Below are 23,973 nucleotides of genomic sequence, written 5' to 3'. Positions count from 1 at the left end.
TCAGACCTGCGCTTGCAAGGCTCGCTGCCGTTGCAGGCGCTGGGTCAACATGGCCACCACTACCGCCAACACCCCGCACAAGCTGATGACGATCGACATCGGCATGGCTGTGCCGTCGTGCAATGCGCCGACCAACGACGCTGCACCCGCGGCCACGCCAAACTGGATGCAGCCCAGCAGTGCCGACGCGCTGCCGGCCCGTGCCCCCTGGCCGTTCATGGCGCATGCCGAAGTGTTGGGCATGATGCAACCCAGGCTGGCAATACACAGGAACAGCGGCACCAGCAGCGGCCACAATGCTTCGGTATGCAAGGCACTGACCGCCAGCAAAGCCAACGCCGCTGCGAGGTAGACCCACACCGTGCGGGTCAGCAGAAACGCCGGGCCGCGCTTGGACAGCAGCCGCGCGTTGACCTGGGCCACCAGGATAAAGCCCGCGGCATTGGTGCCGAACAACCAACCGTAGTGCTCGGCCGGCACGCCATACAGCTTGATAAAGACGAAAGGTGAACCGGCGATATAGGCAAACATCCCGCCAATTGCGATACCGCCAGTTACGGCATACCCCAGGTAGACCCGATCAGCCAGCAGCCGCCCGTATTGGCGCAACGCCCCGGACAGTGGCTGCCGAGGCTGATGGGCCGGAAAACTTTCCGGCAAGCCGACAGCCACCGCCACCCCGGCGCCGACACTGAATACCGTCAACGCGAGGAAGATCGACTGCCAGCCCCACAGGCTGACCATCACCCCACCGAGCATCGGCGCCAGGATCGGTGCCAGCCCGACCACCAGCATCAATTGCGAAAAAACCTTGGCCGAGCCCACCGCATCGCACTTGTCGCTGACCACCGCCCGGGAAATCACCATGCCCGCACACCCGCCCAGGGCCTGGACGAAGCGCGCACCGATCAGCCATTCCAGGGACGGCGCATAGGCGCACGCCAGGGAAGCCACGGTGAACAAAGTGACACCGCTCAACAGCGGGATACGCCGGCCAAAACGATCCGCCAGCGGCCCATAGATCAACTGACCGATCGCCAGGCCCGTGAAGTACACCGCCAGGGTCAGTTGGATATGTTTTTCGTCAGTGCCGAATGCCACGGCCATGGCCGGGAAGCCCGGCAGGTAAAAGTCGATGGCCAGCGGCGCAAATGCGCTCAAGGCCCCCAGAATAAGGATTATGCGAAGGTTCATCAGGCACCCGGTAGAGTCGGCAGCCCGACAGTCTAGCCGCGCTTGGGTGCCTTGAACATTACGTTAGCTCGCTACCTATTAAATAATCAGGCGAGCTTGGCGCTGTAGCCTTCTTCGCTGATCAGGCTGATCACTTCGTCCGGCGATAAACGACTTTCAACGCCGACTTCCTTGGCGGCCAGATTCACATTCACACTGGCCGCCGGGTCCTTGGCCTGTACCGCTTGGGTCACGGCCCGAACGCAGTGGCCGCAGGTCATTCCTTCAACGCTGAATATTTGCATGACATGACTCCTTGAGTGAGGTTGCACCCAGTCTCATCCTTGCCACGATGGCAAGGTCAAGCGCTGAAAACAACTGCCGGGCTGGTATTCCCCGGCGACGTCCGCCAAGCTGCAAGCATCAACGATCTAAACCGGAGAATTCACCATGCGCTGGTCGTTTTTTGGCCTTGCCAGTCTGCTGAGCCTGTTCGCCGCCGTTCCCCAGGCCAGCGCCGCCGAGGACTACGCGGTGCTGATCGTATCCAGGGAGCGCCTGGAAGTGCCCACCAACTGCGAGATTGGCCTGTACGTCAATGACCAACTGGCCGGGCGGCTGTTCCAGGAGCAGGCCACCTCGTTCAACTTCCCGGAAGGCAAGGTCTCGCTGCGTCTCAAGCTGCTGCCGGGCCAGGCTCCAGGCTGCCTGCCGGGGCTGTTGGCGCCCAAGGCCCAAGAGATCACGCTGAAAGCCGGCGACGTACGCAAGTTGCGCATTGCCCAGGGCGCGGACGGCATGTACCTCAAGGCCGCCAAGCTCGGTTACTGACCGTTTTTGTAGGAGCGAGCTTGCTCGCGAAGAACGACAACGATGACGCGTATTTACCGGGTAAATGCGGCGCTCTCCAGTTCTTCGCGAGCAAGCTCGCTCCTACAAAAAAACGGTATCAGGGCTTGCCGTGAATTAAGGGGCTTGACCTTCCCCTAAGGTCAAGCTTGATCCTACAGGCAACTTTTCCTGGAGGAACGCCCCATGAATGGATCCACCACCTTCGACCTGCCGATCAGCGGCATGACCTGCGCCAGTTGCGTGGGCCGGGTCGAGCGCGCCCTGAACAAGGTGCCCGGCGTGCAAAGCGTCAGCGTCAACCTGGCCAATGAACGGGCCCATGTCGAGGTGGCGGGCCAGATGGACCCTGCCGTGCTGATCGCCGCCGTGGAAAAAGCCGGCTACACCGCCACCCTGCCGCAAAGCGAAACCGCCACCCAAGCCAGCCAGGAACAGCGTCTGAAACGCGAACGCTGGTCGCTGGTAATGGCCATTGCGTTGGCATTGCCGCTGGTTTTGCCGATGCTGGTGCAGCCCTTCGGCCTGCACTGGATGCTGCCGGCCTGGGTGCAGTTCCTCCTCGCCACGCCGGTGCAGTTCATTTTCGGTGCGCGCTTCTATGTCGCCGCCTGGAAAGCCGTGCGCGCCGGCGCCGGCAATATGGACCTGCTGGTGGCCATCGGTACCAGCGCCGGGTATGGCCTGAGTATCTACCAGTGGCTTATCGCCCCGGCAGGGGTTGAACCCCATCTATACTTCGAAGCCTCGGCGGTAGTGATTGCCCTGGTGCTGCTGGGCAAATACCTGGAAAGCCGCGCCAAACGCCAGACCGCCAGCGCCATCCGTGCCCTGGAGGCCTTGCGGCCGGAGCGGGCAATTCAGCTGATCGATGGCCGTGAGCAAGAGGTTGCCATCAGCGCCCTGCGCCTCAACGACCTGGTGCTGGTCAAGCCCGGCGAGCGCTTTCCGGTGGATGGCGAAGTGGTCGAAGGCCAAAGCCACGCCGATGAAGCCTTGATCACCGGTGAAAGCTTGCCGGTGCCGAAACAGCCTGGGGATAAAGTCACCGGCGGCGCAATCAACGGTGAAGGCCGTTTGCTGGTACGCACCCTGGCCCTCGGTGCCGAGAGCGTGCTGGCGCGGATCATTCGCCTGGTCGAAGACGCCCAGGCGGCCAAGGCGCCGATCCAGAAACTGGTGGATAAAGTCAGCCAGGTGTTTGTGCCGACCGTGCTGGTGATCGCCCTCGCCACGCTGATTGGCTGGTGGTTGTACGGTGCACCGCTGGAAACGGCATTGATCAATGCGGTGGCGGTGCTGGTCATTGCCTGCCCTTGCGCACTGGGCCTGGCCACGCCAACGGCGATCATGGCCGGCACTGGCGTCGCGGCCCGCCACGGGATTCTGATCAAGGACGCTGAAGCGCTGGAGCGCGCCCACGAAGTCAGCGCGGTGGTATTCGACAAGACCGGCACCCTCACCTCCGGCGCGCCGAAAATCGCCCATCTGAGGGCAGTGGATGGCAACGAAGCCTTGTTGCTGCAACAGGCCGGCGCGCTGCAACGCGGCAGCGAACACCCCTTGGCCAAGGCGGTGCTGGACGCCTGTAATGATCAAGGTTTGCCGGTTGCCGATGTGAGCGCCAGCCAATCCCTGACCGGACGCGGCATTGCCGGCACCCTGGACGGTCGGCAACTGGCCCTGGGCAATCGGCGCATGCTCGATGAAACCGGCTTGAAACCAGGTGACCTGGCCGCCAATGCCAGCGCCTGGGAAGCCGAAGGCCGCACCTTGTCCTGGCTGATCGAGCAAAGCCCACAGCTTCGCGTGCTGGGCCTGTTCGCCTTTGGCGACACGCTCAAGGAGGGTGCCCTGCAAGCCGTGCAACAGCTCAAGGCCCGGCATATCAGCAGCCATTTGCTGACCGGTGACAACCGCGGCAGCGCCCGCGTGGTGGCACAAGCGCTGGGCATCGATGATGTGCACGCCGAAGTATTGCCCGCCGATAAAGCCGCCACCGTCGCCGAGCTGAAAAAGACCGGCGTGGTGGCCATGGTCGGCGACGGCATCAACGATGCGCCGGCCCTGGCCGCAGCAGATATCGGCATTGCCATGGGCGGCGGCACCGACGTCGCCATGCACGCGGCCGGCATCACCTTGATGCGCGGCGATCCGCGCCTGGTGCCCGCGGCCCTGGAAATCAGCCGCAAGACCTACGCGAAAATTCGACAGAACCTGTTCTGGGCCTTTGTGTATAACTTGATCGGCATTCCGCTGGCCGTATTCGGCCTGCTCAACCCGGTATTGGCCGGCGCCGCCATGGCCCTGTCCAGCGTGAGCGTGGTCAGCAATGCGCTACTGTTGAAAACCTGGAAACCCAAGGATCTGGAGGATCACCGCCAATGAACATCGGCCAGGCAGCCCGGCAAAGCGGCTTGAGCGCCAAGATGATTCGCTATTACGAGTCGATCAACCTGCTCAAGCCGGCCCATCGCAGCGACAGCGGCTATCGCCTGTATAACGACGACGACCTGCACACCCTGGGCTTTATCAAACGCTCGCGAGACCTGGGGTTTTCCCTGGAGGAAGTCGGCAAGTTGCTGGAGTTGTGGCAGGACCGGCAACGGGCCAGTGCCGACGTGAAAGCGTTGGCTCGCCAGCATATCGAGGAGCTGGATCACAAGATCCGCGAACTGGGGCAGTTGCGCGATACGTTGCAGGACCTGGTGGAGCACTGCCAGGGCGATCACCGGCCCGATTGTCCGATTCTCAAGGAATTGGCGTCAGGCAGCTGCTGCGGATCCAACTGACTGAACGCAAAACCCAATGTGGGAGCTGGCTTGTGTGGGAGCTGGCTTGCCTGTGATACAGGCACCTCGGTACATCAGTTGCACTGAGGTGATGCTATCGCAGGCAAGCCAGCTCCCACACAAGCCAGCTCCCACATTTTTAACCCCCAGTATGCCGGGCGATCACTGCATCCAAGGCGGCGGCGGTTCTTCCGCCGGTTTGCCCGGTGGTGCATCGTCCGCTGCGCGGATCGCCTGGCGTCGCTCTTCGTCGAGCCGCGCCGCTTCGATCTCACGCATCACACCGCCGACGTCTGCCAATTCTTCCGGCTCGTCGAACTCGCCAGTCAACACACTGGCCGGGTGCAAGGTGCCGGCTTCGTACAGCGCCCACATCTCCTTGGCGTACTTGGTGGTCTTCAATTCCGGGGCAAATCGCCCGAAATACGAAGCCATGTTGCCCACGTCCCGCTCCAGCATGGTGAATGCGTGGTTGTTGCCCGCCGCGTCCACCGCTTGCGGCAAGTCGATGATCACGGGGCCCGTCGGCGTCAACAGTACGTTGAACTCCGAGAGGTCACCGTGCACCAGGCCGGTACACAGCATCAGCACGATCTGCGAGATCAGGAACGCGTGATACTCACGGGCCTGATCCGGCTCCAGCACCACGTCGTTGAGCCTTGGCGCCGCATCACCGTATTCATCGGCCACCAGCTCCATCAGCAATACGCCTTCAAGGAAGTCGTAGGGCTGGGGCACGCGCACACCGGCGCCGGCCAAACGAAACAGAGCCGCAACTTCGGCGTTCTGCCACGCGTCTTCGGTTTCTTTCTTGCCGAACTTGGAACCCTTGGCCATGGCCCGGGCCTGCCGGCTGTTGCGGACCTTGCGGCCTTCCTGGTATTCGGCCGCCTGACGAAAACTTCGTTTATTCGCCTCCTTGTAGACCTTGGCGCAACGTAACTCGTTGCCGCAGCGCACCACATAAACAGCTGCTTCTTTACCACTCATGAGTGGGCGCAGCACTTCGTCGACCAGACCGTCCTCGATCAGGGGTTCAATGCGTTTAGGAGTCTTCATCAGCTTTTATTGTGGGTCCTTTATTACCAAACACGCGTATGGCACTCGTTATACGGCAATCCTCGCACAGCGGGGAGAGGGTAACGAGCCTTGATCTGCTAAAGAATGCATCCAATATGCCAGATTAATCCGACAAAGCCGCTATTGCCCGAGGCGTTCGGATAATAGCCGAGATCAGCGCTCAATGATCGCCGTCACGCCTTGGCCCCCCGCCGCGCAGATCGAGATCAGCCCGCGCCCCTTGCCCGCCGCGTCCAGCAGCTTGGCCAGGTTGGCGACAATACGCCCACCGGTGGCGGCAAATGGGTGCCCGGCGGCCAGGGAACTGCCCTTGACGTTCAGGCGGCTGCGGTCGATTGAGCCCAACGGCGCATCCAGCCCCAGGCGGGTCTTGCAGTAATCGGCATCTTCCCAGGCCTTGAGTGTGCATAGCACTTGGGCAGCGAAGGCTTCGTGAATTTCGTAGTAATCAAAATCCTGCAAGGTCAGGCCATTTCTCGCCAGCAAGCGTGGGACGGCATACACCGGCGCCATCAACAGCCCTTCGGCACCGTTGACGAAATCCACCGCCGCCGCTTCGCCATCACGCAGGTAGGCGAGAATCGGCAGGCCACGTTCCTTGGCCCAGGCTTCGCTGCCCAGCAACACCAGGGAGGCGCCATCGGTCAGTGGCGTGGAGTTGCCAGCGGTGAGAGTGCCCTTTTCACTGCGCTCAAAAGCCGGTTTGAGGCTGGCGAGTTTCTCCAGGGTCAGGTCCGGGCGCAGGTTGTTGTCACGGGTCAGGCCCAGGAACGGCGTGAGCAAATCGTTGTGCCAGCCCTCGGCATAGGACGCGGCCATTTTCTGATGGCTTTGCAGGGCCAGTTGGTCCTGCTCGGCGCGGGGAATCTGCCAGGTCTGCGCCATCAATTCGCAATGCTGGCCCATGGACAGGCCAGTACGCGGCTCGCCATTGCGCGGCAACTCCGGTTTGAGGTGCTGGGGACGAAGTTGTAACAGGACTTTTAATTTATCCGCCATGGATTTGCTGCGATTGGCTTGCAGGAGGATTTTGCGCAGGCCCTCATTCACTCCGATGGGCGCGTCGGAAGTGGTGTCGACACCACCTGCGATCCCACATTCGATCTGCCCCAGGGCAATCTTGTTGGCCACCAGCAGCGCCGCTTCCAGCCCGGTGCCACAGGCCTGTTGAATGTCGTAGGCCGGGGTTTGCGGCGACAGGCGCGAGCCCAGCACGCACTCACGGGTCAGGTTGAAGTCCCGCGAATGCTTGAGCACCGCACCTGCAGCCACTTCGCCCATGCGCAGGCCGTGCAGGTTGTAGCGCTCGATCAAACCTTCCAGGGCAGCCGTCAGCATCGCCTGGTTACTGGCCGTGGCGTAGGGGCCATTGGAACGGGCGAAGGGGATACGATTACCGCCAATGATCGCGACACGGCGCAACTGAGTCATGGAAAGCTCCCTGTTAGGTGGTAGGTGCAATCCTGAGCCTAGACTAGGAACGACTGTCACCTATTGATGGTCCACCCTTTGAACCCCAGCAGCCGGAGAGCGTTCCATGTCTGACCGTTATATCGACTTCGCCAACTCAAGCCTTGGCCACCGCGTGGTCTCGGCCATTGGCCTGCCGTCCCCGGTACGCCTGGAGCGCTGGCAAGCCGGGCGCCTGCGCCCGGTGGAAGGCGCCCTGCTGTTGGGTGGCGGCCCGCTGGCGGCCCAGGTGCTGGGATTTGCCAATAAACTCACCGAGGCCATCTACAGCTACGGGGCCGAGCCGCTCAAAGCCACGCCCTGGATCCCCGGGCATGGCCCCAAGCTCAAGGCGGTACTGTTCGATGCCAGCCATTTGCAACACACCGACCAACTCAAGCAACTGCGCGAGTTCTTCCAGCCGCTGCTGAAAAATCTCGATCACAGCGCGCACCTGGTGATTCTCGGTCGCGCCCCGGAAAGCCTCAGCGATCCATTCGCCGCCAGTGCCCAGCGGGCCCTCGAAGGCTTCAGCCGGTCGCTGGCCAAGGAGCTGCGCAACGGCGGCACCTTGCAGTTGCTGTATGTCGGCGAAGGCGCCGAAGCACAGTTGGAAGGCGCGCTGCGGTTTTTCCTCTCGCCGAAAAGCGCCTATATCTCGGGCCAGGTGCTGCGCCTGAGCGCCTGCCCGACCCAAGTGCATGACTGGACGCGCCCACTGGCCGGGCTCAAGGCCCTGGTGACCGGGGCTGCCCGAGGTATCGGCGCTTCGATTGCCGAAACCCTGGCCCGGGACGGTGCCGAAATTGTGTTGCTGGATGTGCCGCAGGCCAAGGACGATCTCGACGCCCTCGCCGCACGCTTGGGCGGGCGTGGCATTGCCCTGGATATCTGCGCCGATGACGCCGCCACGCAACTGATTGAACAATTGCCAGATGGCATCGACATCGTGGTGCACAACGCCGGGATCACCCGCGACAAGACCCTGGCCAATATGACCCCGGAATACTGGGACGCCGTATTGGCGGTCAACCTCAACGCCCCACAAGTGCTGACCAAGGCCCTGCTCGACAGCGGCACCCTGCACGACAACGGCCGCGTGGTGTTGCTGGCTTCGATCAGCGGCATCGCCGGCAACCGCGGACAAACCAACTACGCCGCGAGCAAGGCCGGGCTGATCGGCCTGGCCCAGGCCTGGGCGCCGCTGCTGGCGCAACGGGGCATCAGCATCAACGCCGTGGCCCCGGGCTTTATCGAAACCCAGATGACTGCACATATTCCTTTCGCCTTGCGTGAAGCCGGGCGGCGCATGAGCTCCCTGGGCCAGGGCGGCTTGCCGCAGGATGTCGCCGAAGCGGTAGCGTGGCTGGGCCAACCGGGCTCAGGTGCGGTCAGTGGCCAGGCGTTGCGTGTATGCGGGCAAAGCCTGCTGGGAGCGTAACTATGCTGTGGTACACATTACCTCGCAGCCCGGCACTGCCGCCGCTGTATTGGCGCGCCGCACTCAAGCGCAAGATCACCGGCACCACGCTGCCCGACTCAGGGTTGCATTGCCGGGTGCAGGTCAATCCTGCGGCAGTGACGGCCTACCGCAAGGTCTGTGGGTTTGCCGAGAGCCCGATGTTGCCGGCGACTTATCCACACATCATGGCGTTCGGCCTGCAGCTGCAACTGCTGACGGCACCGCAGTTCCCCTTCCCGCTGCTAGGGCTGGTGCACTTGAGCAACCGTATCCGCGTGTTTCGCCCCATGGGCGGGGTCAGCGAGGTGCGGGTCAGTGTGCATACGCGCAACCTGCAACCCCACGCCAAGGGCGCGACCTTTGACCTGATCACCACCGTCGAGGATTCCCTGGGTTTGCTGTGGGAAGGTGAAAGCCAAATGCTCTGTCGCGGGGTGAAACTCGATGGCGAGGTACCGGAGCAATCCCTGCCAGCGCCCAGTACGGTCAGCGAGCTGACTCGCTGGAAGGCACCGTCCGACATCGGTCGGCGGTATGCCCGGGTATCCGGCGACTACAACCCGATCCACTTAAGCGCCCTGACCGCCAAGTTGTTCGGCTTCCCCCAGGCGATCGCCCATGGCCTGTGGAACAAGGCGCGCACTGTGGCGGCCCTGCATGAACATCTACCCGCGGCGAACATCGAGATCTACGTTGAGTTCAAGAAACCGGTACGCCTGCCTGGCGAGGTCATCTTGTTGAGCAGTGCGCCCGGTTCCAGCGGCGAGTTGCAACTCAAGGGCGCTGGCGATATCGAGCATATGCTCGGCAAGTGGCAAGCGATTGCCTGAAATCGGTTTAAGCGGCTGATTAATTGTATATATACAACCTAAGTTATAGCGGGCTATCGACAGCCCGCTAATTTTTTCAAGTGCTTGATTTACATCACATCGCATCTGACAAAAAACCACCTTATATACCGTTGGTATTAATCACCAAGACGCATATCCGTGCCTGTATATAAATCGTTAATACCAAGTTGAGCGTTGCGACAAAGAGTGCCGAGGACTGTTATAGCCACAACGGACGCAAATATTGCCTGCTGAAGAACGGGTGAACTTGCGAGACCAACAAAGGCTGTACCAGGTGCTAAGGAACTCATCATGAAAACTCAAGTCGTGTTGTGGAAGGCAAGTACTGCATTGGCCCTTATCTTGGCGATGAGCCTGGGAGGCTGCAGCAGTGGTGGTGGCGGTCATAAGAGCAGCGTTGCATCCTCGTCCCCGGATGCTGGCGCCGGTACCGGTGGTGGTGACGGCGGCGGCACGGGTGGCGGCGACGGTGGTGGCACTGGCGGCGGCACAGGTGGCGGAACCGGCGGTGGCACTGGCGGCGGCACGGGTGGCGGAACCGGCGGTGGCACTGGCGGCGGCACAGGTGGCGGAACCGGCGGTGGCACTGGCGGCGGCACGGGTGGCGGCACGGGTGGCGGCACCGGCGGTGGTACTGGCGGCGGCACAGGTGGCGGCACCGGCGGTGGTACTGGCGGCGGCACAGGTGGCGGAACCGGCGGTGGTACTGGCGGCGGCACAGGCTCGACTACCAGCCCATTGGTCACTGGTCAGATTGCGGCCAATCTGGGCAGCACCCTCGGTAACGTCGGTACAGCGATCGGTGGCATCGGCACAACCGTTGGCGGCGTTCCTGTAGTCGGCACTGCCGCAGGCGGCCTGGTGACCAGCGTGGGCACCGCGGTTGGCAGCGTCGGCACTGGCGTCGGCACTGGCCTGGGCTCCCTGGGCACCAACAGCAACTCCGTAGGCGTTACCGTGGCCGGCGTGGCCAACGGCGTTGCCGACCTGGGCACGGGTGTTTCGAACACCGGCAAAACACTCTCGACTACCCTGGGCGGTATCCCGGTAGTCGGCGGCCTTACCGGCGGCGTCGGTGGGGCAGCTGGTGGCCTGGTGGATAAAGTTGGCCAGGCCGTCACCATGCTCGGCGATACCTTGAGTACCGCCAGCACCACCGGCCCACTGGGATCGGTCACCAACACCCTGGGCGGCAAAGTGCTGGTGCCTGTGGTCTCGCTGGTGGAAAACACCACCGGCAACCTGGGTAAAGCCACCGGCCTGGGCAACCCGGTCAATGGCCTGCTGGATAAAGTCGGCTCTACCGTCACCGGCCTCGGCACTCAGGTGGCAGGCGCAGGTGGCGCTGGCAACCCAGTGACCGGTGCCGTGGGCAGCGTGCTCAGCGGTGTCGGTGCGGTAGCAGGCACTGCGGGTGGTTATGTGGCACCGTCTGCCGGTACCGGCAGTGGCAGTGCCCCGGCATCCGGTCTGCCTGAACTGGTGGGCGGCCTGGTGGCCAACGTCGGTAACGGCCTGAATGCGGGCAACACCAACGGCACCGTCAGTGCAGGGGGTGTGGCAGGTGGCGCACTGGGCAACACCGTGGCCTCGCTCGGCACAGTGATCGGTGGCAACGGTGTGGCCAACACCGCGGCAACCGCACCGGTAGCAGGTCTGGCGACCAATGTGGGCGCGGCGCTTAACCCTGTGACTTCGGGTGTCAGCAGCCTGACCCAGAACATCGGCACCACCACCGGCATCGGCGCACCGGTCAACGGCCTGGTGACTCAAGTGGGCGGCGCAGTCAGCAGCCTCGGCGGCAACATCACTGCAGCCAATGCCAACCCAATCACCAACACTGTAGGCCAGACCGTCAACACAGTCGGTGGGGTGGTGTCCTCGGTCGGTGGCCTGGTAACCGGCGGCACCAGCGGTAGTAGTGGTGGTGGCCTGCTCGGCGGCCTGAACATCAACGCCAACGCCAATGCCACGGCGTCTGGATCGGCCACTGCAAACACCGGCGTAGGTGGCCTGCTCAAGGGCCTGACCGGCAAATAGAAGAATTGCACCTGGCCATTAGACGGCCTCCTCTACAGCGCCTACGCTTGGTTGAGACGAGAGATTCCAATGGGTCTCTCGTCTTTTTTATTGGAACTCCCGAACCGTGCCCAAGAACCCGGCGGGAACCTGCGAAATGCCGCTGCAGTTTTGACCATGGAGTGTCCTATGCGCGTTTTGACGCCGTTGTTATTGCTCACCCTCAGCGCTTACGTACACGCCGAGACCCTACCCAGCTTCCTCAACAGCAACGACACCATCCGCAACCTCCCCGTACCCAACCTGCCGGCCGACGCCTACCGCCCGGTGACGCCGCAGACCCAGCTACCAGAGACCCCGGCCGCACAAGCGCAACCGTTGCTGATGGACACCAAAGTCACCATCCGCAAACTGCAGATCGAGGGCGGCACCGTGTACCCGCTGCAGGAAGTCGCCCAGGTTTTCGAGCCGTTGATTGGCCATGAAACCAACCTTGCGCAACTGATCGAAGCCACCCGCAGCATCACCCGTCGCTATCAGCAGGACGGCTACCTGTTGTCCTACGCCTTCCTGCCCGACCAACGCTTCGAGCAGGGCCTGGTGCGGGTGGTTTTGGTCGAGGGCTACATCAAGGACTACCAAGTGCAGGGCGACATTGGTTCGGTCTCGGGCTACGTCGACAAGCTGGCGCAAAAGCTCCAGGCCGAACGCCCGCTGACCCGCAAGACGTTTGAGCGTTACACCACCTTGATGGGGCGGATTCCCGGCGTGACCCTGCAAGCGCAAGTACCGCCACCGGGCACCACCGACGGTGCCGCGCATATGAATATCCAGGCCAGCCGCAAACCGTTTACCAGCAGCATGAGCATGACCGACGACAGCCGTGGCGGCCTGCAAGCCCTGATCGCCGGCACCAGCAACTCCCACACTGCAATGGGCGAACAAGTGAGCCTGAGCGGCCTGTTCCCGCCGGGGGAAGACAAAGAGCGCTACTACCGGCTCGACTACAGCCAGTTCATCAATGCCGAAGGCACGCAATTGAGCCTGTATGGCGCGCGCTATCGCAGCGACCCGAGCACCCGTATCCGCCTGGACGGCGGCTTTTCACTCAAGCCGCACCGGGAGAACGACCGCTTCTCCATCGGCCTGAGCCATCCGCTGATCGCCTCGCCCAGCGAGTCCCTGACCCTCGGCACCCGCTTCTACGGAGTGAACGACCGGACCCGCTATCAACTGGTGGGTTACCCGCAACGGTTCGACGTAGAAACCGACCTGCGCGCACTGGCCTTCGAAGGAGACTGGCGCAAGGCCGATGATCGCCAATTGCGCATCCTCAGTGCCGGCCTGTACCAAGGCATCGACGGCTTGGGGGCCAAGACACGCAGCGACCTGGAAGGGATAAAGTCTGACCTGGACTTCTTCCGCCTGCGCCTGTCCGGGGTACAGAGCGACAAGTTCTTCGACAATTGGCAAGGCGTGCTCTCGGCAGCGCTGTACTGGAGCGACGACACCTTGCCCGACAGCGAACGCGCAGTGTTCGGCGGGCAGAATTTCGGGCGTGGTTACCCGGATGACCAGGGCTCGGGCGACAAGGGCTGGGGGGTGGCCTACGAGGTCAACTACAGCTACAACCGCAGTGGTGACTGGGTAAGGATCGTGCAGCCCTACATCGTGCTCGACCGTGCCAAGGCGTGGTTCAACAACTTGCCGGTGAAAGATAGCGACATGTCCTCTGCCGCCATAGGCCTGCGGTTTGGCGATGCCAAGTACTACAACATTGCGTTGGAGGCGGCCAAGCCGATGTCGGATATGGCGCTGGACAGTTTTAACCGGCGGCCGCGGTATACGTTGAGTTTCAGCTATCAGTTGTAGGGGTGGATTGAGCTAATAAAGGCACGCGGACCTGTGGAGAGGGGGCTTGTCCCCCGTTGGGCTGCGCAGCAGCCCCAATAAGACTTACTGATTTTTATCAGCCACACCGAAGTGGCCGGTTTTGGGGCTGCTGCGCAGCCCAACGGGGGACAAGCCCCCTCGCCACAATAGCCGCCGTACTCAGGTCAACGCATCCCCCACCTTGCCAAAGAATGTCGCAATCTGCGGTCCCAGCAACTTCCCGGCGGCCAGCACTACCAACGCAATCACCACAATCAAAATCACATATTCAATCGCCGTCGCACCGTCCCGTCGGCGCAACAACAGCATCCACCACGTGCAAATCCTCAGCAGCAGGGCAGGCAACATAGAACATCTCCTCAGATGGGCGCTACGGACTGGCCAACTGCTCCCTACGCCCTGGGAAACAGATTGTTTAGGGTATCGATCAAACGAACCAGGTAGATGGGTTTGCGAAACAGGTCCAGGACCTGCAAGCGCAACATGTCACTGACGTCATCCATTTCGGCATGACCCGACATGACAATCACGGGCAGGTGCTGGCGTGAGGTGTGCTCACGCAAGCGCTTGATCAGGGAAATGCCGCTTTCCTCAGGCATGCGCAAGTCAGTGATGACCAGCGCAATATCAGGATGCAGTGTCAGCTCCTGTAGTGCATCCGTGACGGAGCTGGCACAGAAGCAAACAAAGCCCTCGTTCCCCAGCGATTCCGCCAGTTCTACGAGGGCATCTTCTTCGTCATCCACCAACAGGATCTGCTGGCGGCTCGTCACAACAGCGTTCATGAGCAATACCTTCCAAGACAATCACTGATGGGCTTGCTCAAAGCGCTGTTGCCAATCAGGTCAAGGCTGCCCCGACTTTAGCGAACATGGCCGCGATCTGAGGCCCAAGCAATTTCCCTGCTGCCAATACGACTAACGCAATAACTGCTACGAGGATCACATACTCGATCGCCGTAGCGCCCTCTTTGCGATGAAACAGCAGTTGGAGTTGAAGGTAGAGCTTCATCATGAAGGTAAGGAACATATGACTTCTCCTTTGCGCTTGCTTGCGCAGATCGCGGTACTGCACGGTGATTGCTGCGTGCCACTAGAGCATTGTCAACAAACCCCACATCAACAACTGTAAGAACGGATTAATCACAAAGTAGTAGTCGCAACACTGGCGTCATAAACCCGCGTTTTCAGGAGGCATGTCGATAGTTCCAAAATAAATCGTGATGGCTAATGGCATTTTGTCCTAGCTCGGCTACCGTCAAATAGCGAAATCGTTAGATGTTCATAGCTGCCTGGTTGCGAAATCAACTCGTTGGGAAAAACGGGCCCGTAGTGCAACAGGAAAGGGAGAGCCTTCATGAACAGTCGTGTCAGCATGATCCTGGCCGGGTTGTTATTAATCGGTGCGCTATTCGCAGGCTATTGGGGGCTGGTGCTGAGTCGCCCGCCTGAGCCGGTTGTCGAACCGTCGCCATCTGGCGTTTCCGTGGAAAAAACCGTCGCCGCCGTCGAAGACCAGACCCGCCAATCGGTGGTGGTCCTGGCCCATGATGTGCCGCCGTATATCGCCCTCACCGCCGCCGACCTGACCCTGGAAAGACTGCGCACGGCACCGGCCGGCAGCCTGACCAGCCTCGACCAGGCCATCGGCCGCACGCCCTTGAGAGCACTGCCTGCCGGTACCTGGCTGGATGATTCGAGCTTCAATGCCGGTGGCCCCCTGGCCCGCATGATCCGCCCTGACGAACGCGCCCTGGCGGTCGCCGTCGATGAGGTCATCGGCGCCGCCGGCCAGTTGAGCCCCGGGGATTTTGTGGATGTGCTGCTGTTCCTGCGTCCGGAAGGCACCAACCCTGAGGCCACGGCCCAGGTCATCGTGCCGGCCCTGCGCCTGCTCAGTGTGGGCGATAACCTCGGCCCGACCAACGATCGCAAGCCGGCCGTAGCCCCGCCCACCACCGATGAAGAAAAGGCCCGCCAGGCACAACGCCAGGCAAGCCCGCCACGGACCGTGGTGTTGGCAGTGCCACAACAGTTGATGAGCCGCTTGATGCTGGCAACCAGCGCCGGCACCTTGCGCCTGGCCGTACGCAGTGCCGATGAGCAGTTGTTGAGCCAGTACTGGGCCGGCAACAACGAGGCCCCCGCCAACCTGCAAAGCGCTAATCGCGAGCTGTACCAGTTCACTCAACTGGCGATGCTCGGGGCCCCGAAAAGAGTCGCGCAAGCCGGGGGCGCCAACGAAACCAGGCGCTCCGGCATCGAGGTCATACGTGGTAACCAAGCGACCCAACAAAACCCCTGATTGAGCAAGGATGCCCTGAATGCGCCAACGTTTCGCACCTGCGTTCACTCAAATGGCCTGGGCCTTGATGCTGTCCAGCCTGCCTGTCGGCCTGGCATTCGGCGCCTCGGACACCTGCAGCAACCTGGGTGCCCTGCCGGCCGTGGTCGAGGTCGGCGAAGGCTTGCAGCAAAACCTGCAGTCACCGGTGGCGATCACCCGGCTGGCCATTGGTGACCCCAAAATCGCCGACGTACACCTCAATGGTGACCGCGCGTTCCTGCTCACCGGCGTGGCCTCTGGCGCCACTAGCCTGATGGTCTGGACCCGTTGTTCCAGTGCCCCGCGTCAGAGCATGGTGTTCGTCAAGGGCAAGGCCAGCTCAAGCCTGACCAGCATGGCCCTGTCGCCCTCCGACGACCCGTCCCTGCCGAGCCAGGTGCAGACCGATATCCGCTTTGTGGAAGTCAGCCGCACCAAGCTCAAGGAGGCCAGTACCTCGATCTTTGGCGGCACGCGCAACTTCCTGTTCGGTAGCCCGCGCACCGCCGGGATGAGCCTGCCGCTGGATAACGAGAGTTTTAATATCGGCATTGGTGGGGGGCGTTTTTCGGCGGTGATCAATGCCCTGGAACGCAGCGGCTTTGCCTACACCCTGGCGCGTCCGAGCCTGGTTGCCATGAGCGGGCACAGTGCGACCTTTCTGGCCGGCGGCGAAGTGCCGATCCCGGTGCCCAGCGCCGGCAGCGACACGATCTCCATCGAGTACAAAGAGTTCGGCATCCGCCTGACGCTGACCCCGACCGTGATCGACCGCACGCGGATTTCCCTGAAGGTGGCGCCGGAAGTCAGCGAGCTGGATTACGCCAACGCCCTACAGGTAGAGGGCATCCAGGTGCCGGCCCTGACCGTGCGCCGCACCGACACCACGGTGTCCCTGGCCGATGGCGAAAGCTTTGTGATCAGCGGCCTGATCAGCAATAACAACCGCTCCACCATCAGCAAGTTTCCAGGCCTGGGCGATATCCCGATCCTCGGCGCGTTTTTCCGCGACAGCAACGTCAGCCGCGAGGAAAAAGAGCTGCTGATGATCGTCACCCCGCACTTGGTCCAGCCCCTGGCCGCCAATGCACGCCTGCCGTCCCTGCCCGGGGAAAAACTGCGCACCTACGACCCCAACTGGTATCGCCTGTACTTCCTGGAAAACGGCAACTTCGACCGACGCACAGGACTTTCCCAATGAGCGATAGCCTGAGCCAGACGTTCCTGGCAATCACCCGCAACACCACCGACCTGGAATGGCTGCAAGGCGCCCTGGCGCCCCTGGGCCAAGTGGTCAGTGCCGGTGGTGGCAGCCTTGATGAACTGTTGGCCCTGGTGGACGTGACCTTCGCCAACCTGGTGTTCGTGGGCCTGGACCGCGAGCATGTGGTGGCCCAGAGCGCCTTGATCGAAGGCGCCCTGGAAGCCAAGCCCATGCTGGCCATCGTCGCCCTGGGCGACGGCATGGACAATCAACTGGTGCTCAACGCAATGCGTGCCGGCGCGCGGGATTTTGTCGCCTACGGCTCACGTTCCAGCGAAGTCGCCGGCCTGGTGCGACGCCTGAGCAAGCGCCTGCCACCGGTGGCGCACAGCGCACACCTGGGCGGCCTCACCGTGCTGTATGGCACCCAGGGCAATGCCGACGGCGCCCTGCTCGCCAGCCACCTGGCGATGGTGGTGCAAAAGAGTGGTCAACAGACCCTGCTGCTGGACCTGGGCCTGCCCCGTGGCGACAGCCTGGCGCTGCTGGGCCTGGAAAGTTCGTTCAACTTTGGCGATGCCCTGCGCCACCTGCGCCGCCTGGACACCACCCTGATCAACAGCGCGTTCACCGCCACCGAGGGTGGGCTGCGCATCCTCGCCTATACCGAAAGCGACGAGCCACTGGAGATGACCAGCGCCGCCGAGTTGTACATGCTGCTCAGCGCCCTGCGCCAGCACTTCCAGCACATCGTGGTGAACCTCACCGGCCAGCGCGACAGCGAAGCCTTGCGCACCTTCGTCAGCCATTGCGACAAGCTCTTGTGGTGCACCGACCAGAACGTCCTCGACTGCCGGCGCAACCTGGCGGTACTCAATCAGTGGCGGGAAAAAGGCATGAAGCTTGATCATGCCAAGCTGCTGGTGGACCGCTACCTCAAAGGTGCCGCGCCGGACACCGATGCCCTGGAAAAGAGCTTCGGCCTGGAGGCCATCGCCGTGTTGCCCTTCAGCCCCGAGGTGCGCCTGAACGCCAAGAACCAGGGGCAAACCTTGTTCAGCCTGGCGCCCCGGGAGACCCTGACGCAAAACCTCAAGACCCTCGGTGAACGCCTGGCCAAGCGCTCCGAAGGTCTGGAAAAACCCTCCACCCGCTGGTTCGATCGGCTGCTGGGGACTCCCAAATGAGCAGCGAAAAACTCTTCGGCGCACCCGCCCGCGGACTTAACAGTGCGGTGGATCACGACGGTCTGAAACTGGTGCTGCACCGCTACATCATCGACGCCATCGAAGAGTCAGGCAAAAACCTGCTGGAAGGCTCGCGCCAATCCCTGGCGCAATTTGTCATCGACAAGGTGTCGGAATACATCACGCGCATGCACCTGGCGATTTCGCGTTATGAGATGGAGCGCCTGGCCGAAGAAATCGTCGATGAGCTGACCGGTTTCGGCCCGCTGGAAGTGTTGTTGCGCGACCCCTCGGTGACCGAGATCCTGGTCAACGGCCCGCACCGGGTATTTGTCGAGCGCGACGGCCTGTTGCACCAGAGCGACCTGCGTTTTATCGACGCCCATCATGTGGAGCGGGTCATGCAACGCATCCTCGCACCGCTGGGCCGGCGCCTGGATGAGTCATCGCCGATGGTCGATGCACGGCTGCCCGATGGCAGCCGGGTCAACGCGATCATCCCGCCGATTGCCCTGGACGGCCCGTGCCTGTCGATTCGTAAGTTTCGCAAGGACATGCTCAAGAGCAGCGACCTGGTAGCGATGCAGACCATTGACCAGGCGATCTTCGAGTTTTTCCAGGAGGCGGTCGGCAAGCGCTGCAATATCCTGATCAGCGGCGGCACCGGCACCGGCAAGACCACCCTGCTCAATATCCTCAGCCAATTGATCAACCCCCATGAACGCCTGGTGACCATCGAAGACGTCGCCGAACTGCAACTGGGCCACCCCCACGTGGTGCGCCTGGAAACCCGCCCGCCGAATGCCGAAGGGCATGGTGAGGTAAAGGCCAGCGACCTGATCCGCAACGCCCTGCGGATGCGGCCGGACCGCATCATCCTCGGCGAGATCCGCGGCGTGGAAGTGCTGGATGTGATGACCGCAATGAACACCGGCCACGACGGTTCCATGAGTACCGTGCACGCCAACAATGCCCAGGACGCGCTATTGCGCCTGGAAACCCTGGTGGGCCTGACCGGTCGCGTGGTCGCGGAGAAAACCCTGCGCCAGATGATCTGTGCGGCCCTGGATGTGGTGATCCAGCTGACCCGCATGCCCGATGGCCGGCGCTGCGTCAGTGAAGTGGTGGAGGTCGTGGGGGTGCGCGATGACGTGTATGTCACCAACACCCTGTTCCGCCATGACCGGCGCACCGGCTTTGGTTTCCTGCGCGAGGCGGTCAACCCGGCCGGTGACAAGCTGCGTCGCGAATCGGCCTTGCCGTTATAGGAGCGTCACCATGACCGGCGCCATCTTGATGTTCAGTTGCGTGATCCTGATTGGCGTGTCGCTGCATCTGTTCCTCAGTGGCCTGCGCCAGGCGGAAACCGATCGGGTCCTGGAGCGGCTCGCCGAAGGGCAACCGCTGCTGGCCGAAGAGCGCGGCCGCTGGATCGGCCTGGAGCGCATGTTCCAGCGCGCGGGCCTGGGCAAGCCCACTGACAGCCTGGGCCTGTGGGTGACCTGCTGGGTGTTGGGCGCGCTCCTGGGCTTGCTGGTGTGGAGCTGGGTCGGGTTGGCCGCAATGTTAGTGCTTCCGCCCCTGATACTGCGGCTGTATATCGCCTGGCGCTATCGGCGGCGGGTGAAACGGATGGTCGAACAATTGCCGCAAGTCCTCGACCACACCGTGCGCAGCCTGAAATCCGGGCGCACCCTGGCCGATGCCCTGCTGGGTGCCATCGACAGCACCGAGGCGCCTTTGAAGCCTGCCATGGAACGTATCCAGCGCAACGTGCAATTGGGGGTCAGCCTGCCCGAGGCCGCCAGTGATTTTGCCGAATTCTACGAGCAGGACGAGTTCCGCATGCTCGCCCTGGGACTCAAGGTCAACCACCGCTACGGCGGCAACGCCAGTGACTTGCTGGAGAACCTGATCAAGGTCATCCGCGAACGGGAGCAAGGCGCGCGGCAATTGCGCGCCATGACCGGCGAGACCCGCGTCACCGCCTTTGTACTGGCCGGCATGCCGATTGCGATGGTGGGCTATTTCATGCTGATCAACCCCGGCTACCTGCTGACCATGTGGAACGACGACAGCGGCCGCTACATGCTGCTGGCCGCGCTGACCATGCAGGTGCTGGGCTGCCTGACGATGTGGCGCATGTTGCGGAGTATTTGAGATGGTTCTGCTGATCAGTGCCTTACTGTTTTTGGCTGCGCTCGTGCTGATCGCCGGCCAGTTGCTGGGCCAGCGCCGCCGCGAGCGCCTGGTCAACCAACGCCTGCAAGGCCAACTGGTACGCGGTGACCGCCTCGGCATCCTGCTCAGCCAGTTTGGCAGCAGCCAACTGGCCCAGCGCTCGGTGAGCATGGATAACGAAACCCAGATCCTGCTCAACCGTGTGGGCTGGCGCAAAGCCAACCAGCGCTCGATCTTCGCCGCCTGCCAGATTGGCGTGCCGCTGGTGCTGGCAGGCGTGATTCTGGTGGGCGAAGAACTGATCTTCCCTGGTTCCGACTCCCCGTGGATCGCCCCCCTGCTCGGCCTGGGCGTGGGCTACCTGATCCCCAAGCGCATCCTCGCCAGTGCGGCCAAGGCCCGCCAGCAGCAAATCTCCCGCGAGGTGTCGACCTTCATCCCGCTGCTGCGCATCTTGTTCGAGTCGGGCATGGCGGTTGAGCAGTCCCTGCGCGTGTTGAGCGTTGAGGCGCAGCGCCTGCTGCCGGCGCTGACCCAGGAGTTGCGACTGATCCTGGCACGGGTCGACTCGGGCCTGGAACTGAGCGAGGAACTGGGCAAGACCGCCCGGCTACTGGCGGTGGACGAGTTCACCGACACCTGCATCATTCTGCAGCAATTGATCCAGCAGGGCGGCGGCGCCATGAAGTCGCTGCTGGCCCTCAAGCAACTGCTCGATGACCGCCGCCTCACCCGTTTGCAGGAGTTCATCTCGAAGATGTCGGCCAAGATGTCGGTGGTGATGATGGTCTTCCTGTTTCCCGCTTTGTTGATTGTGCTGGGGGGGCCGGCATTCATTGCGATCTCCCGGGCCCTGAGCAGTTTTTGAGGAGCGCTCGATGAAAGCACTGATTGCAGGCCTGAGCCTGCTGATGCTCGGCGGCTGTGCCAGCAACGGCCAGATGCCCTGGTCGGCGCTGATGACCCCGGGCAGTTGCACCAAGCCCAGTTCCGAGCAGGAGTTGTCATTGAACCTGGCCGACGACATGGCCAATGAAGGGAAGATGCACGCCAGCCTGGCCAACCTGCAAAGCCTGCCGGAGTCGTTGCCGCAAGTGCGCCAGCGCAAGGCCAAGGTCTACCGCCTGCTGGGGCGCAGTGAAGCGCAACCGCTGTACCGCAGCCTGCTGGGCACCTGCATGGCGGCCGAAGGTGAGCACGGCCTGGGGCAACTGGCGGCGGCCCGTGGCGACAACGAACAAGCCCTGGCCCATATGCAACGGGCAGCGCAACTGGCGCCCACCGACGAAAAAATCCGCAACGACCTGGGGGTGGTCTACCTCAACCAACGGCGCCTGGAAGAGGCGCGCTTTGAATTCATGACGGCCATGGAGCTCAAGCAAAGCGATCAACTGGCGGCCGTCAACCTGGTGACCCTGTTGATCTATCAGGACAACTGGGGCCAGGCCGCGCAACTGGCCAGCCAGGTGGGCCTGAGCCCCGAGCAGGTCACCGAGGCCCAGGCCCGCGCCGAGAAGCTCAAGGCCGGCACGCCAGCCGCCAAGGCCAACGGCCAGGTCGCGGCGGCCAGCGATGCACCGCCCGTACTAATCAAGTAAGCGCTTGAAGGAGTCGATGATGAAATTCCATTACCTCGCCAGCCTGACGCTGCTGGCCCTGCCTCTGTCAGTACAGGCCATCGAGCCTGGGCCCTCGTCCAAGGCCCAGCAGGAAACGGAGAACTGGCTGGGGCTGCAAGTCAACGGGCAAGCCGCCTCGCCCACGGTGCAAAGGGCAACGCTCGCCGAGCGCGAACTGGCGCTGCAGCGTTTGCTGGAAAGCAAGAAATTCGCGATCCCCGAGAAGTTTGGCGAGGACGGCGCAAGCGCAGGCTCGGGCGGTAGCAAATAATCTAGGCGACCTCACGGCCACTGGAGAACTATCGGCTGTACCCCACTCAAAATGTGGGAGCGGGCTTGCTCGCGAATGCGGCATGTCAGTCAGCCTATCTGGTTCTGACCCACCGTATTCGCGAGCAAGCCCGCTCCCACATTTGTTTTGTGCATGTCCTGAGTAATCAGTAATCCTCAGTGCGCCGTCACCCGTTGGCGCAATGCCGAATTGCTCGGCGACAACGCCAAAGCCAGTTGGGTGCGGTTGTGCATATGGGTCAGGCGCAACACCTGCGACACGTACAGCTTGACCGTGTTCTCGGTGATGCCCAGCTCACAGGCGATCTGGTAATTGGTCTGGCCCTTGCCCACCAGCCTTGCGACGTCCAGTTGCCGGGGTGACAACTGATTGAAGATCGCCGGCACCTCCAGGCGCTCGCCCTCCTCGCCTGCCCCGTCGCCATCGGTTTGTGGCGCCGGGCCGCGACGGACCTTGTCCAGGTCCTGGTACAAATCGTCGATGGATTCAGAAAGGTATTGCAGCTTCTGGTTCAGGTTGCCCAGGTGCAGGTTCTTGTGGCGCTCCTCCAGCGCGGCCTCCTGGCGCTGCAACCCTTCGAGCAATTCGTTGAGGTTGATCGGCTTCTGGTAATAATCGGAGATACCCACGCGCAACGCCTTGATCACGTCCTGCTTGTCGGCCCTGCCGGTCAACATGATGGCTTCGAATGCCCGCTGCTTGCCGGCGATTTTCTGCAGGGCCTGCACCAACTCGATACCGTCCATATCCGGCATATGCAGGTCACACAGCACCAGGCCGATCTGCGGGTCTTCACTGAAGCGTTGCACCGCCTGCTGGCTGGAGCCGCAAGGGACACAGCGATAACCGCTGCTTTCAAGAAATTCGCAAAGCTCCTCCACGATCAGCGGCTGATCATCGACCACGAGCACTTTTACTGCAGACGTAAGCTTGTTCACGCGCTACTCCATGCCTGGCAAGCCAAAAATTGACCTATCCGTTCCGAAGAACCTTCCTACTTGCTGTACAAATAAACGTAGACGTACTTTCCGACTATGTACATAGCGATATAGAGCCCCCGCGACTAATGGAGCACCAGCCAGGCAAGGGTGAAACCCACTAAAAGAAACGGCGCAAAGGGCAGTTTTTTTGACGGATCCACCACCAGATAACCCAGGCGCGCCCTAACGCCTTGACTGGCAAGTGGTAACAGCCGCGGCCCGTACACCAGCCAGGCGACATTGGCTACGCCGGCACCTATCAGCGACCACAACAGGTAGGTCGAATTCGACGCCAGCGCCAACGCCGCGAGCAACTTCACATCACCGGCGCCCAGGCGCCCGAGGGCGTAGCCCGGCAACGTCAACAGCAGCGCCAGGACAAATGCCCACACCCCTTCAGACCTGGACGTACCAAGCCAGGTGCTGCCACTCCACAGCAGATAGAGCAGCGCCAGCAGCAATGCGCCGAGGGTCAGCCGATTGGCAATCAGCCGCTGGCGAACATCCTGCACCGCACACAACACTAACCAGACAAAAACCACGAGGCCTTGGATCACGTAAAAACCGTCCCTTTTTGCTGATTGATTCTATGCTGATATCAGGTAGTAGCAGTCAGG

General features: G+C 62.2%; 24 protein-coding genes. 15 read left to right on the top strand and 9 right to left on the bottom strand.

Annotation, left to right across the window (positions count from 1 at the left end):
* Both GDV60_RS04080 and GDV60_RS04075 read right to left on the bottom strand, forming a co-directional pair.
* On the bottom strand, positions 1–1,194 hold the full coding sequence (locus GDV60_RS04080) for a multidrug effflux MFS transporter (RefSeq protein ID WP_029297563.1): 1,194 nt from the start codon (positions 1,192–1,194) through the stop codon (positions 1–3).
* Between the two features lie 86 nt (positions 1,195–1,280).
* Positions 1,281–1,478 carry a heavy-metal-associated domain-containing protein gene (locus GDV60_RS04075; protein WP_029297565.1) on the bottom strand — a complete coding sequence of 66 codons (198 nt, stop codon included), beginning with the start codon at positions 1,476–1,478 and terminating at the stop codon, positions 1,281–1,283.
* Positions 1,479–1,623: 145 nt separating this feature from the next.
* On the opposite strand from GDV60_RS04075, the gene GDV60_RS04070 reads away from it, so the two are divergent.
* From GDV60_RS04070 to cueR, 3 genes are all read left to right on the top strand, one after another.
* Positions 1,624–2,004, top strand: a complete 381-nt coding sequence (locus tag GDV60_RS04070; RefSeq protein WP_029297567.1) for a hypothetical protein — start codon at positions 1,624–1,626, stop codon at positions 2,002–2,004.
* A 204-nt stretch (positions 2,005–2,208) separates the two neighbouring features.
* Complete coding sequence (locus GDV60_RS04065; RefSeq protein WP_029297569.1) at positions 2,209–4,410, top strand: cation-translocating P-type ATPase; 2,202 nt, start codon at positions 2,209–2,211, stop codon at positions 4,408–4,410.
* Positions 4,407–4,814, top strand: a complete 408-nt coding sequence (gene cueR / locus GDV60_RS04060; RefSeq protein ID WP_029297571.1) for a Cu(I)-responsive transcriptional regulator — start codon at positions 4,407–4,409, stop codon at positions 4,812–4,814. The genes GDV60_RS04065 and cueR overlap by 4 nt, the downstream gene beginning before the upstream one ends.
* 162 nt (positions 4,815–4,976) lie before the next feature.
* Here the strand turns inward: cueR and GDV60_RS04055 are convergent, their stop codons facing one another.
* Positions 4,977–5,873: a PA4780 family RIO1-like protein kinase gene (locus tag GDV60_RS04055; protein WP_029297573.1), complete on the bottom strand. Its 897-nt coding sequence runs from the start codon at positions 5,871–5,873 to the stop codon at positions 4,977–4,979.
* A gap of 174 nt (positions 5,874–6,047) precedes the next feature.
* Positions 6,048–7,325: an acetyl-CoA C-acetyltransferase gene (locus tag GDV60_RS04050; RefSeq protein WP_092233214.1), complete on the bottom strand. Its 1,278-nt coding sequence runs from the start codon at positions 7,323–7,325 to the stop codon at positions 6,048–6,050.
* A 106-nt stretch (positions 7,326–7,431) separates the two neighbouring features.
* Between GDV60_RS04050 and GDV60_RS04045 the strand changes: the two genes are divergently transcribed.
* The 4 genes from GDV60_RS04045 (at position 7,432) to GDV60_RS04025 (ending at position 13,547) form a co-directional block, all read left to right on the top strand.
* On the top strand, positions 7,432–8,784 hold the full coding sequence (locus tag GDV60_RS04045) for a 3-oxoacyl-ACP reductase (RefSeq protein ID WP_159906380.1): 1,353 nt from the start codon (positions 7,432–7,434) through the stop codon (positions 8,782–8,784).
* A gap of 2 nt (positions 8,785–8,786) precedes the next feature.
* Positions 8,787–9,635 carry a MaoC family dehydratase gene (locus tag GDV60_RS04040; protein ID WP_159906378.1) on the top strand — a complete coding sequence of 283 codons (849 nt, stop codon included), beginning with the start codon at positions 8,787–8,789 and terminating at the stop codon, positions 9,633–9,635.
* 312 nt (positions 9,636–9,947) lie between these two features.
* Positions 9,948–11,696, top strand: a complete 1,749-nt coding sequence (locus GDV60_RS04030; RefSeq protein ID WP_240160337.1) for a collagen-like triple helix repeat-containing protein — start codon at positions 9,948–9,950, stop codon at positions 11,694–11,696.
* A gap of 168 nt (positions 11,697–11,864) precedes the next feature.
* Positions 11,865–13,547, top strand: coding sequence for a ShlB/FhaC/HecB family hemolysin secretion/activation protein (locus tag GDV60_RS04025; protein ID WP_070994314.1), 1,683 nt, complete (start codon positions 11,865–11,867; stop codon positions 13,545–13,547).
* A gap of 180 nt (positions 13,548–13,727) precedes the next feature.
* Here the strand turns inward: GDV60_RS04025 and GDV60_RS04020 are convergent, their stop codons facing one another.
* Genes GDV60_RS04020 through GDV60_RS04010 form a run of 3 tightly spaced genes read right to left on the bottom strand, consistent with a single transcriptional unit; the run spans position 13,728 to position 14,597 of the window.
* Positions 13,728–13,916 (bottom strand): Flp family type IVb pilin, encoded by a 189-nt coding sequence (locus GDV60_RS04020; protein ID WP_104911509.1) that lies wholly within the window; start codon positions 13,914–13,916, stop codon positions 13,728–13,730.
* A 44-nt stretch (positions 13,917–13,960) separates the two neighbouring features.
* The gene (locus tag GDV60_RS04015; RefSeq protein WP_029297587.1) at positions 13,961–14,353 is read right to left on the bottom strand and encodes a response regulator; all 393 of its coding nucleotides are present in this window, start codon (positions 14,351–14,353) and stop codon (positions 13,961–13,963) included.
* Positions 14,354–14,408: 55 nt separating this feature from the next.
* Positions 14,409–14,597: a Flp family type IVb pilin gene (locus tag GDV60_RS04010; protein ID WP_029297589.1), complete on the bottom strand. Its 189-nt coding sequence runs from the start codon at positions 14,595–14,597 to the stop codon at positions 14,409–14,411.
* A 327-nt stretch (positions 14,598–14,924) separates the two neighbouring features.
* On the opposite strand from GDV60_RS04010, the gene cpaB reads away from it, so the two are divergent.
* Genes cpaB through GDV60_RS03970 form a run of 8 tightly spaced genes read left to right on the top strand, consistent with a single transcriptional unit; the run spans position 14,925 to position 22,355 of the window.
* Complete coding sequence (cpaB, locus tag GDV60_RS04005; protein WP_159906374.1) at positions 14,925–15,872, top strand: Flp pilus assembly protein CpaB; 948 nt, start codon at positions 14,925–14,927, stop codon at positions 15,870–15,872.
* Between the two features lie 19 nt (positions 15,873–15,891).
* On the top strand, positions 15,892–17,094 hold the full coding sequence (locus tag GDV60_RS04000; RefSeq protein ID WP_029297593.1) for a type II and III secretion system protein family protein: 1,203 nt from the start codon (positions 15,892–15,894) through the stop codon (positions 17,092–17,094).
* The gene (locus GDV60_RS03995; RefSeq protein WP_092233194.1) at positions 17,091–18,284 is read left to right on the top strand and encodes a pilus assembly protein; all 1,194 of its coding nucleotides are present in this window, start codon (positions 17,091–17,093) and stop codon (positions 18,282–18,284) included. The genes GDV60_RS04000 and GDV60_RS03995 overlap by 4 nt, the downstream gene beginning before the upstream one ends.
* Positions 18,281–19,552, top strand: a complete 1,272-nt coding sequence (locus tag GDV60_RS03990; RefSeq protein WP_070994311.1) for a CpaF family protein — start codon at positions 18,281–18,283, stop codon at positions 19,550–19,552. Before GDV60_RS03995 ends, GDV60_RS03990 begins: the two co-directional genes overlap by 4 nt.
* A 10-nt stretch (positions 19,553–19,562) precedes the next feature.
* Complete coding sequence (locus GDV60_RS03985; protein ID WP_159906372.1) at positions 19,563–20,444, top strand: type II secretion system F family protein; 882 nt, start codon at positions 19,563–19,565, stop codon at positions 20,442–20,444.
* A gap of 1 nt (position 20,445) precedes the next feature.
* A complete protein-coding gene (locus GDV60_RS03980; RefSeq protein WP_159906370.1) occupies positions 20,446–21,333 on the top strand; it encodes a type II secretion system F family protein in 888 nt (295 codons plus the stop codon).
* Between the two features lie 10 nt (positions 21,334–21,343).
* A complete protein-coding gene (locus GDV60_RS03975) occupies positions 21,344–22,063 on the top strand; it encodes a tetratricopeptide repeat protein (protein ID WP_029297603.1) in 720 nt (239 codons plus the stop codon).
* 19 nt (positions 22,064–22,082) lie between these two features.
* Positions 22,083–22,355 (top strand): DUF3613 domain-containing protein, encoded by a 273-nt coding sequence (locus tag GDV60_RS03970; protein WP_133713877.1) that lies wholly within the window; start codon positions 22,083–22,085, stop codon positions 22,353–22,355.
* A 176-nt stretch (positions 22,356–22,531) separates the two neighbouring features.
* On the opposite strand, the gene GDV60_RS03965 is transcribed toward GDV60_RS03970, so the two are convergent.
* Both GDV60_RS03965 and GDV60_RS03960 read right to left on the bottom strand, forming a co-directional pair.
* Positions 22,532–23,314 (bottom strand): response regulator transcription factor, encoded by a 783-nt coding sequence (locus GDV60_RS03965; RefSeq protein WP_159906368.1) that lies wholly within the window; start codon positions 23,312–23,314, stop codon positions 22,532–22,534.
* Between the two features lie 125 nt (positions 23,315–23,439).
* Positions 23,440–23,913, bottom strand: coding sequence for a prepilin peptidase (locus GDV60_RS03960; protein ID WP_159906366.1), 474 nt, complete (start codon positions 23,911–23,913; stop codon positions 23,440–23,442).
* Positions 23,914–23,973: the final 60 nt, after the last annotated feature.

It is taken from the genome of Pseudomonas sp. DTU12.1, assembly GCF_009873475.1.
GTDB lineage: Bacteria > Pseudomonadota > Gammaproteobacteria > Pseudomonadales > Pseudomonadaceae > Aquipseudomonas > Aquipseudomonas proteolytica.
This window is presented reverse-complemented; position numbering and strand designations above follow the sequence as displayed.

What these genes read in the sequence shown, in the direction of transcription:
- GDV60_RS03995 (WP_092233194.1), top strand. Translation starts at nt 17,091, where the DNA reads ATGAGCGATAGCCTGAGCCAGACGTTCCTGGCAATCACCCGCAACACC.
- GDV60_RS04010 (WP_029297589.1), bottom strand. Translation starts at nt 14,597, where the DNA reads ATGTTCCTTACCTTCATGATGAAGCTCTACCTTCAACTCCAACTGCTG.
- GDV60_RS03975 (WP_029297603.1), top strand. Translation starts at nt 21,344, where the DNA reads ATGAAAGCACTGATTGCAGGCCTGAGCCTGCTGATGCTCGGCGGCTGT.
- GDV60_RS04075 (WP_029297565.1), bottom strand. Translation starts at nt 1,478, where the DNA reads ATGCAAATATTCAGCGTTGAAGGAATGACCTGCGGCCACTGCGTTCGG.
- GDV60_RS04020 (WP_104911509.1), bottom strand. Translation starts at nt 13,916, where the DNA reads ATGTTGCCTGCCCTGCTGCTGAGGATTTGCACGTGGTGGATGCTGTTG.
- GDV60_RS04055 (WP_029297573.1), bottom strand. Translation starts at nt 5,873, where the DNA reads ATGAAGACTCCTAAACGCATTGAACCCCTGATCGAGGACGGTCTGGTC.
- GDV60_RS04065 (WP_029297569.1), top strand. Translation starts at nt 2,209, where the DNA reads ATGAATGGATCCACCACCTTCGACCTGCCGATCAGCGGCATGACCTGC.
- GDV60_RS04045 (WP_159906380.1), top strand. Translation starts at nt 7,432, where the DNA reads ATGTCTGACCGTTATATCGACTTCGCCAACTCAAGCCTTGGCCACCGC.
- GDV60_RS04040 (WP_159906378.1), top strand. Translation starts at nt 8,787, where the DNA reads ATGCTGTGGTACACATTACCTCGCAGCCCGGCACTGCCGCCGCTGTAT.
- GDV60_RS04015 (WP_029297587.1), bottom strand. Translation starts at nt 14,353, where the DNA reads ATGAACGCTGTTGTGACGAGCCGCCAGCAGATCCTGTTGGTGGATGAC.
- GDV60_RS04050 (WP_092233214.1), bottom strand. Translation starts at nt 7,325, where the DNA reads ATGACTCAGTTGCGCCGTGTCGCGATCATTGGCGGTAATCGTATCCCC.
- cueR (WP_029297571.1), top strand. Translation starts at nt 4,407, where the DNA reads ATGAACATCGGCCAGGCAGCCCGGCAAAGCGGCTTGAGCGCCAAGATG.
- GDV60_RS03970 (WP_133713877.1), top strand. Translation starts at nt 22,083, where the DNA reads ATGAAATTCCATTACCTCGCCAGCCTGACGCTGCTGGCCCTGCCTCTG.
- GDV60_RS04000 (WP_029297593.1), top strand. Translation starts at nt 15,892, where the DNA reads ATGCGCCAACGTTTCGCACCTGCGTTCACTCAAATGGCCTGGGCCTTG.
- GDV60_RS04030 (WP_240160337.1), top strand. Translation starts at nt 9,948, where the DNA reads ATGAAAACTCAAGTCGTGTTGTGGAAGGCAAGTACTGCATTGGCCCTT.
- GDV60_RS03980 (WP_159906370.1), top strand. Translation starts at nt 20,446, where the DNA reads ATGGTTCTGCTGATCAGTGCCTTACTGTTTTTGGCTGCGCTCGTGCTG.
- GDV60_RS03990 (WP_070994311.1), top strand. Translation starts at nt 18,281, where the DNA reads ATGAGCAGCGAAAAACTCTTCGGCGCACCCGCCCGCGGACTTAACAGT.
- cpaB (WP_159906374.1), top strand. Translation starts at nt 14,925, where the DNA reads ATGAACAGTCGTGTCAGCATGATCCTGGCCGGGTTGTTATTAATCGGT.
- GDV60_RS04025 (WP_070994314.1), top strand. Translation starts at nt 11,865, where the DNA reads ATGCGCGTTTTGACGCCGTTGTTATTGCTCACCCTCAGCGCTTACGTA.
- GDV60_RS04070 (WP_029297567.1), top strand. Translation starts at nt 1,624, where the DNA reads ATGCGCTGGTCGTTTTTTGGCCTTGCCAGTCTGCTGAGCCTGTTCGCC.
- GDV60_RS03985 (WP_159906372.1), top strand. Translation starts at nt 19,563, where the DNA reads ATGACCGGCGCCATCTTGATGTTCAGTTGCGTGATCCTGATTGGCGTG.
- GDV60_RS04080 (WP_029297563.1), bottom strand. Translation starts at nt 1,194, where the DNA reads ATGAACCTTCGCATAATCCTTATTCTGGGGGCCTTGAGCGCATTTGCG.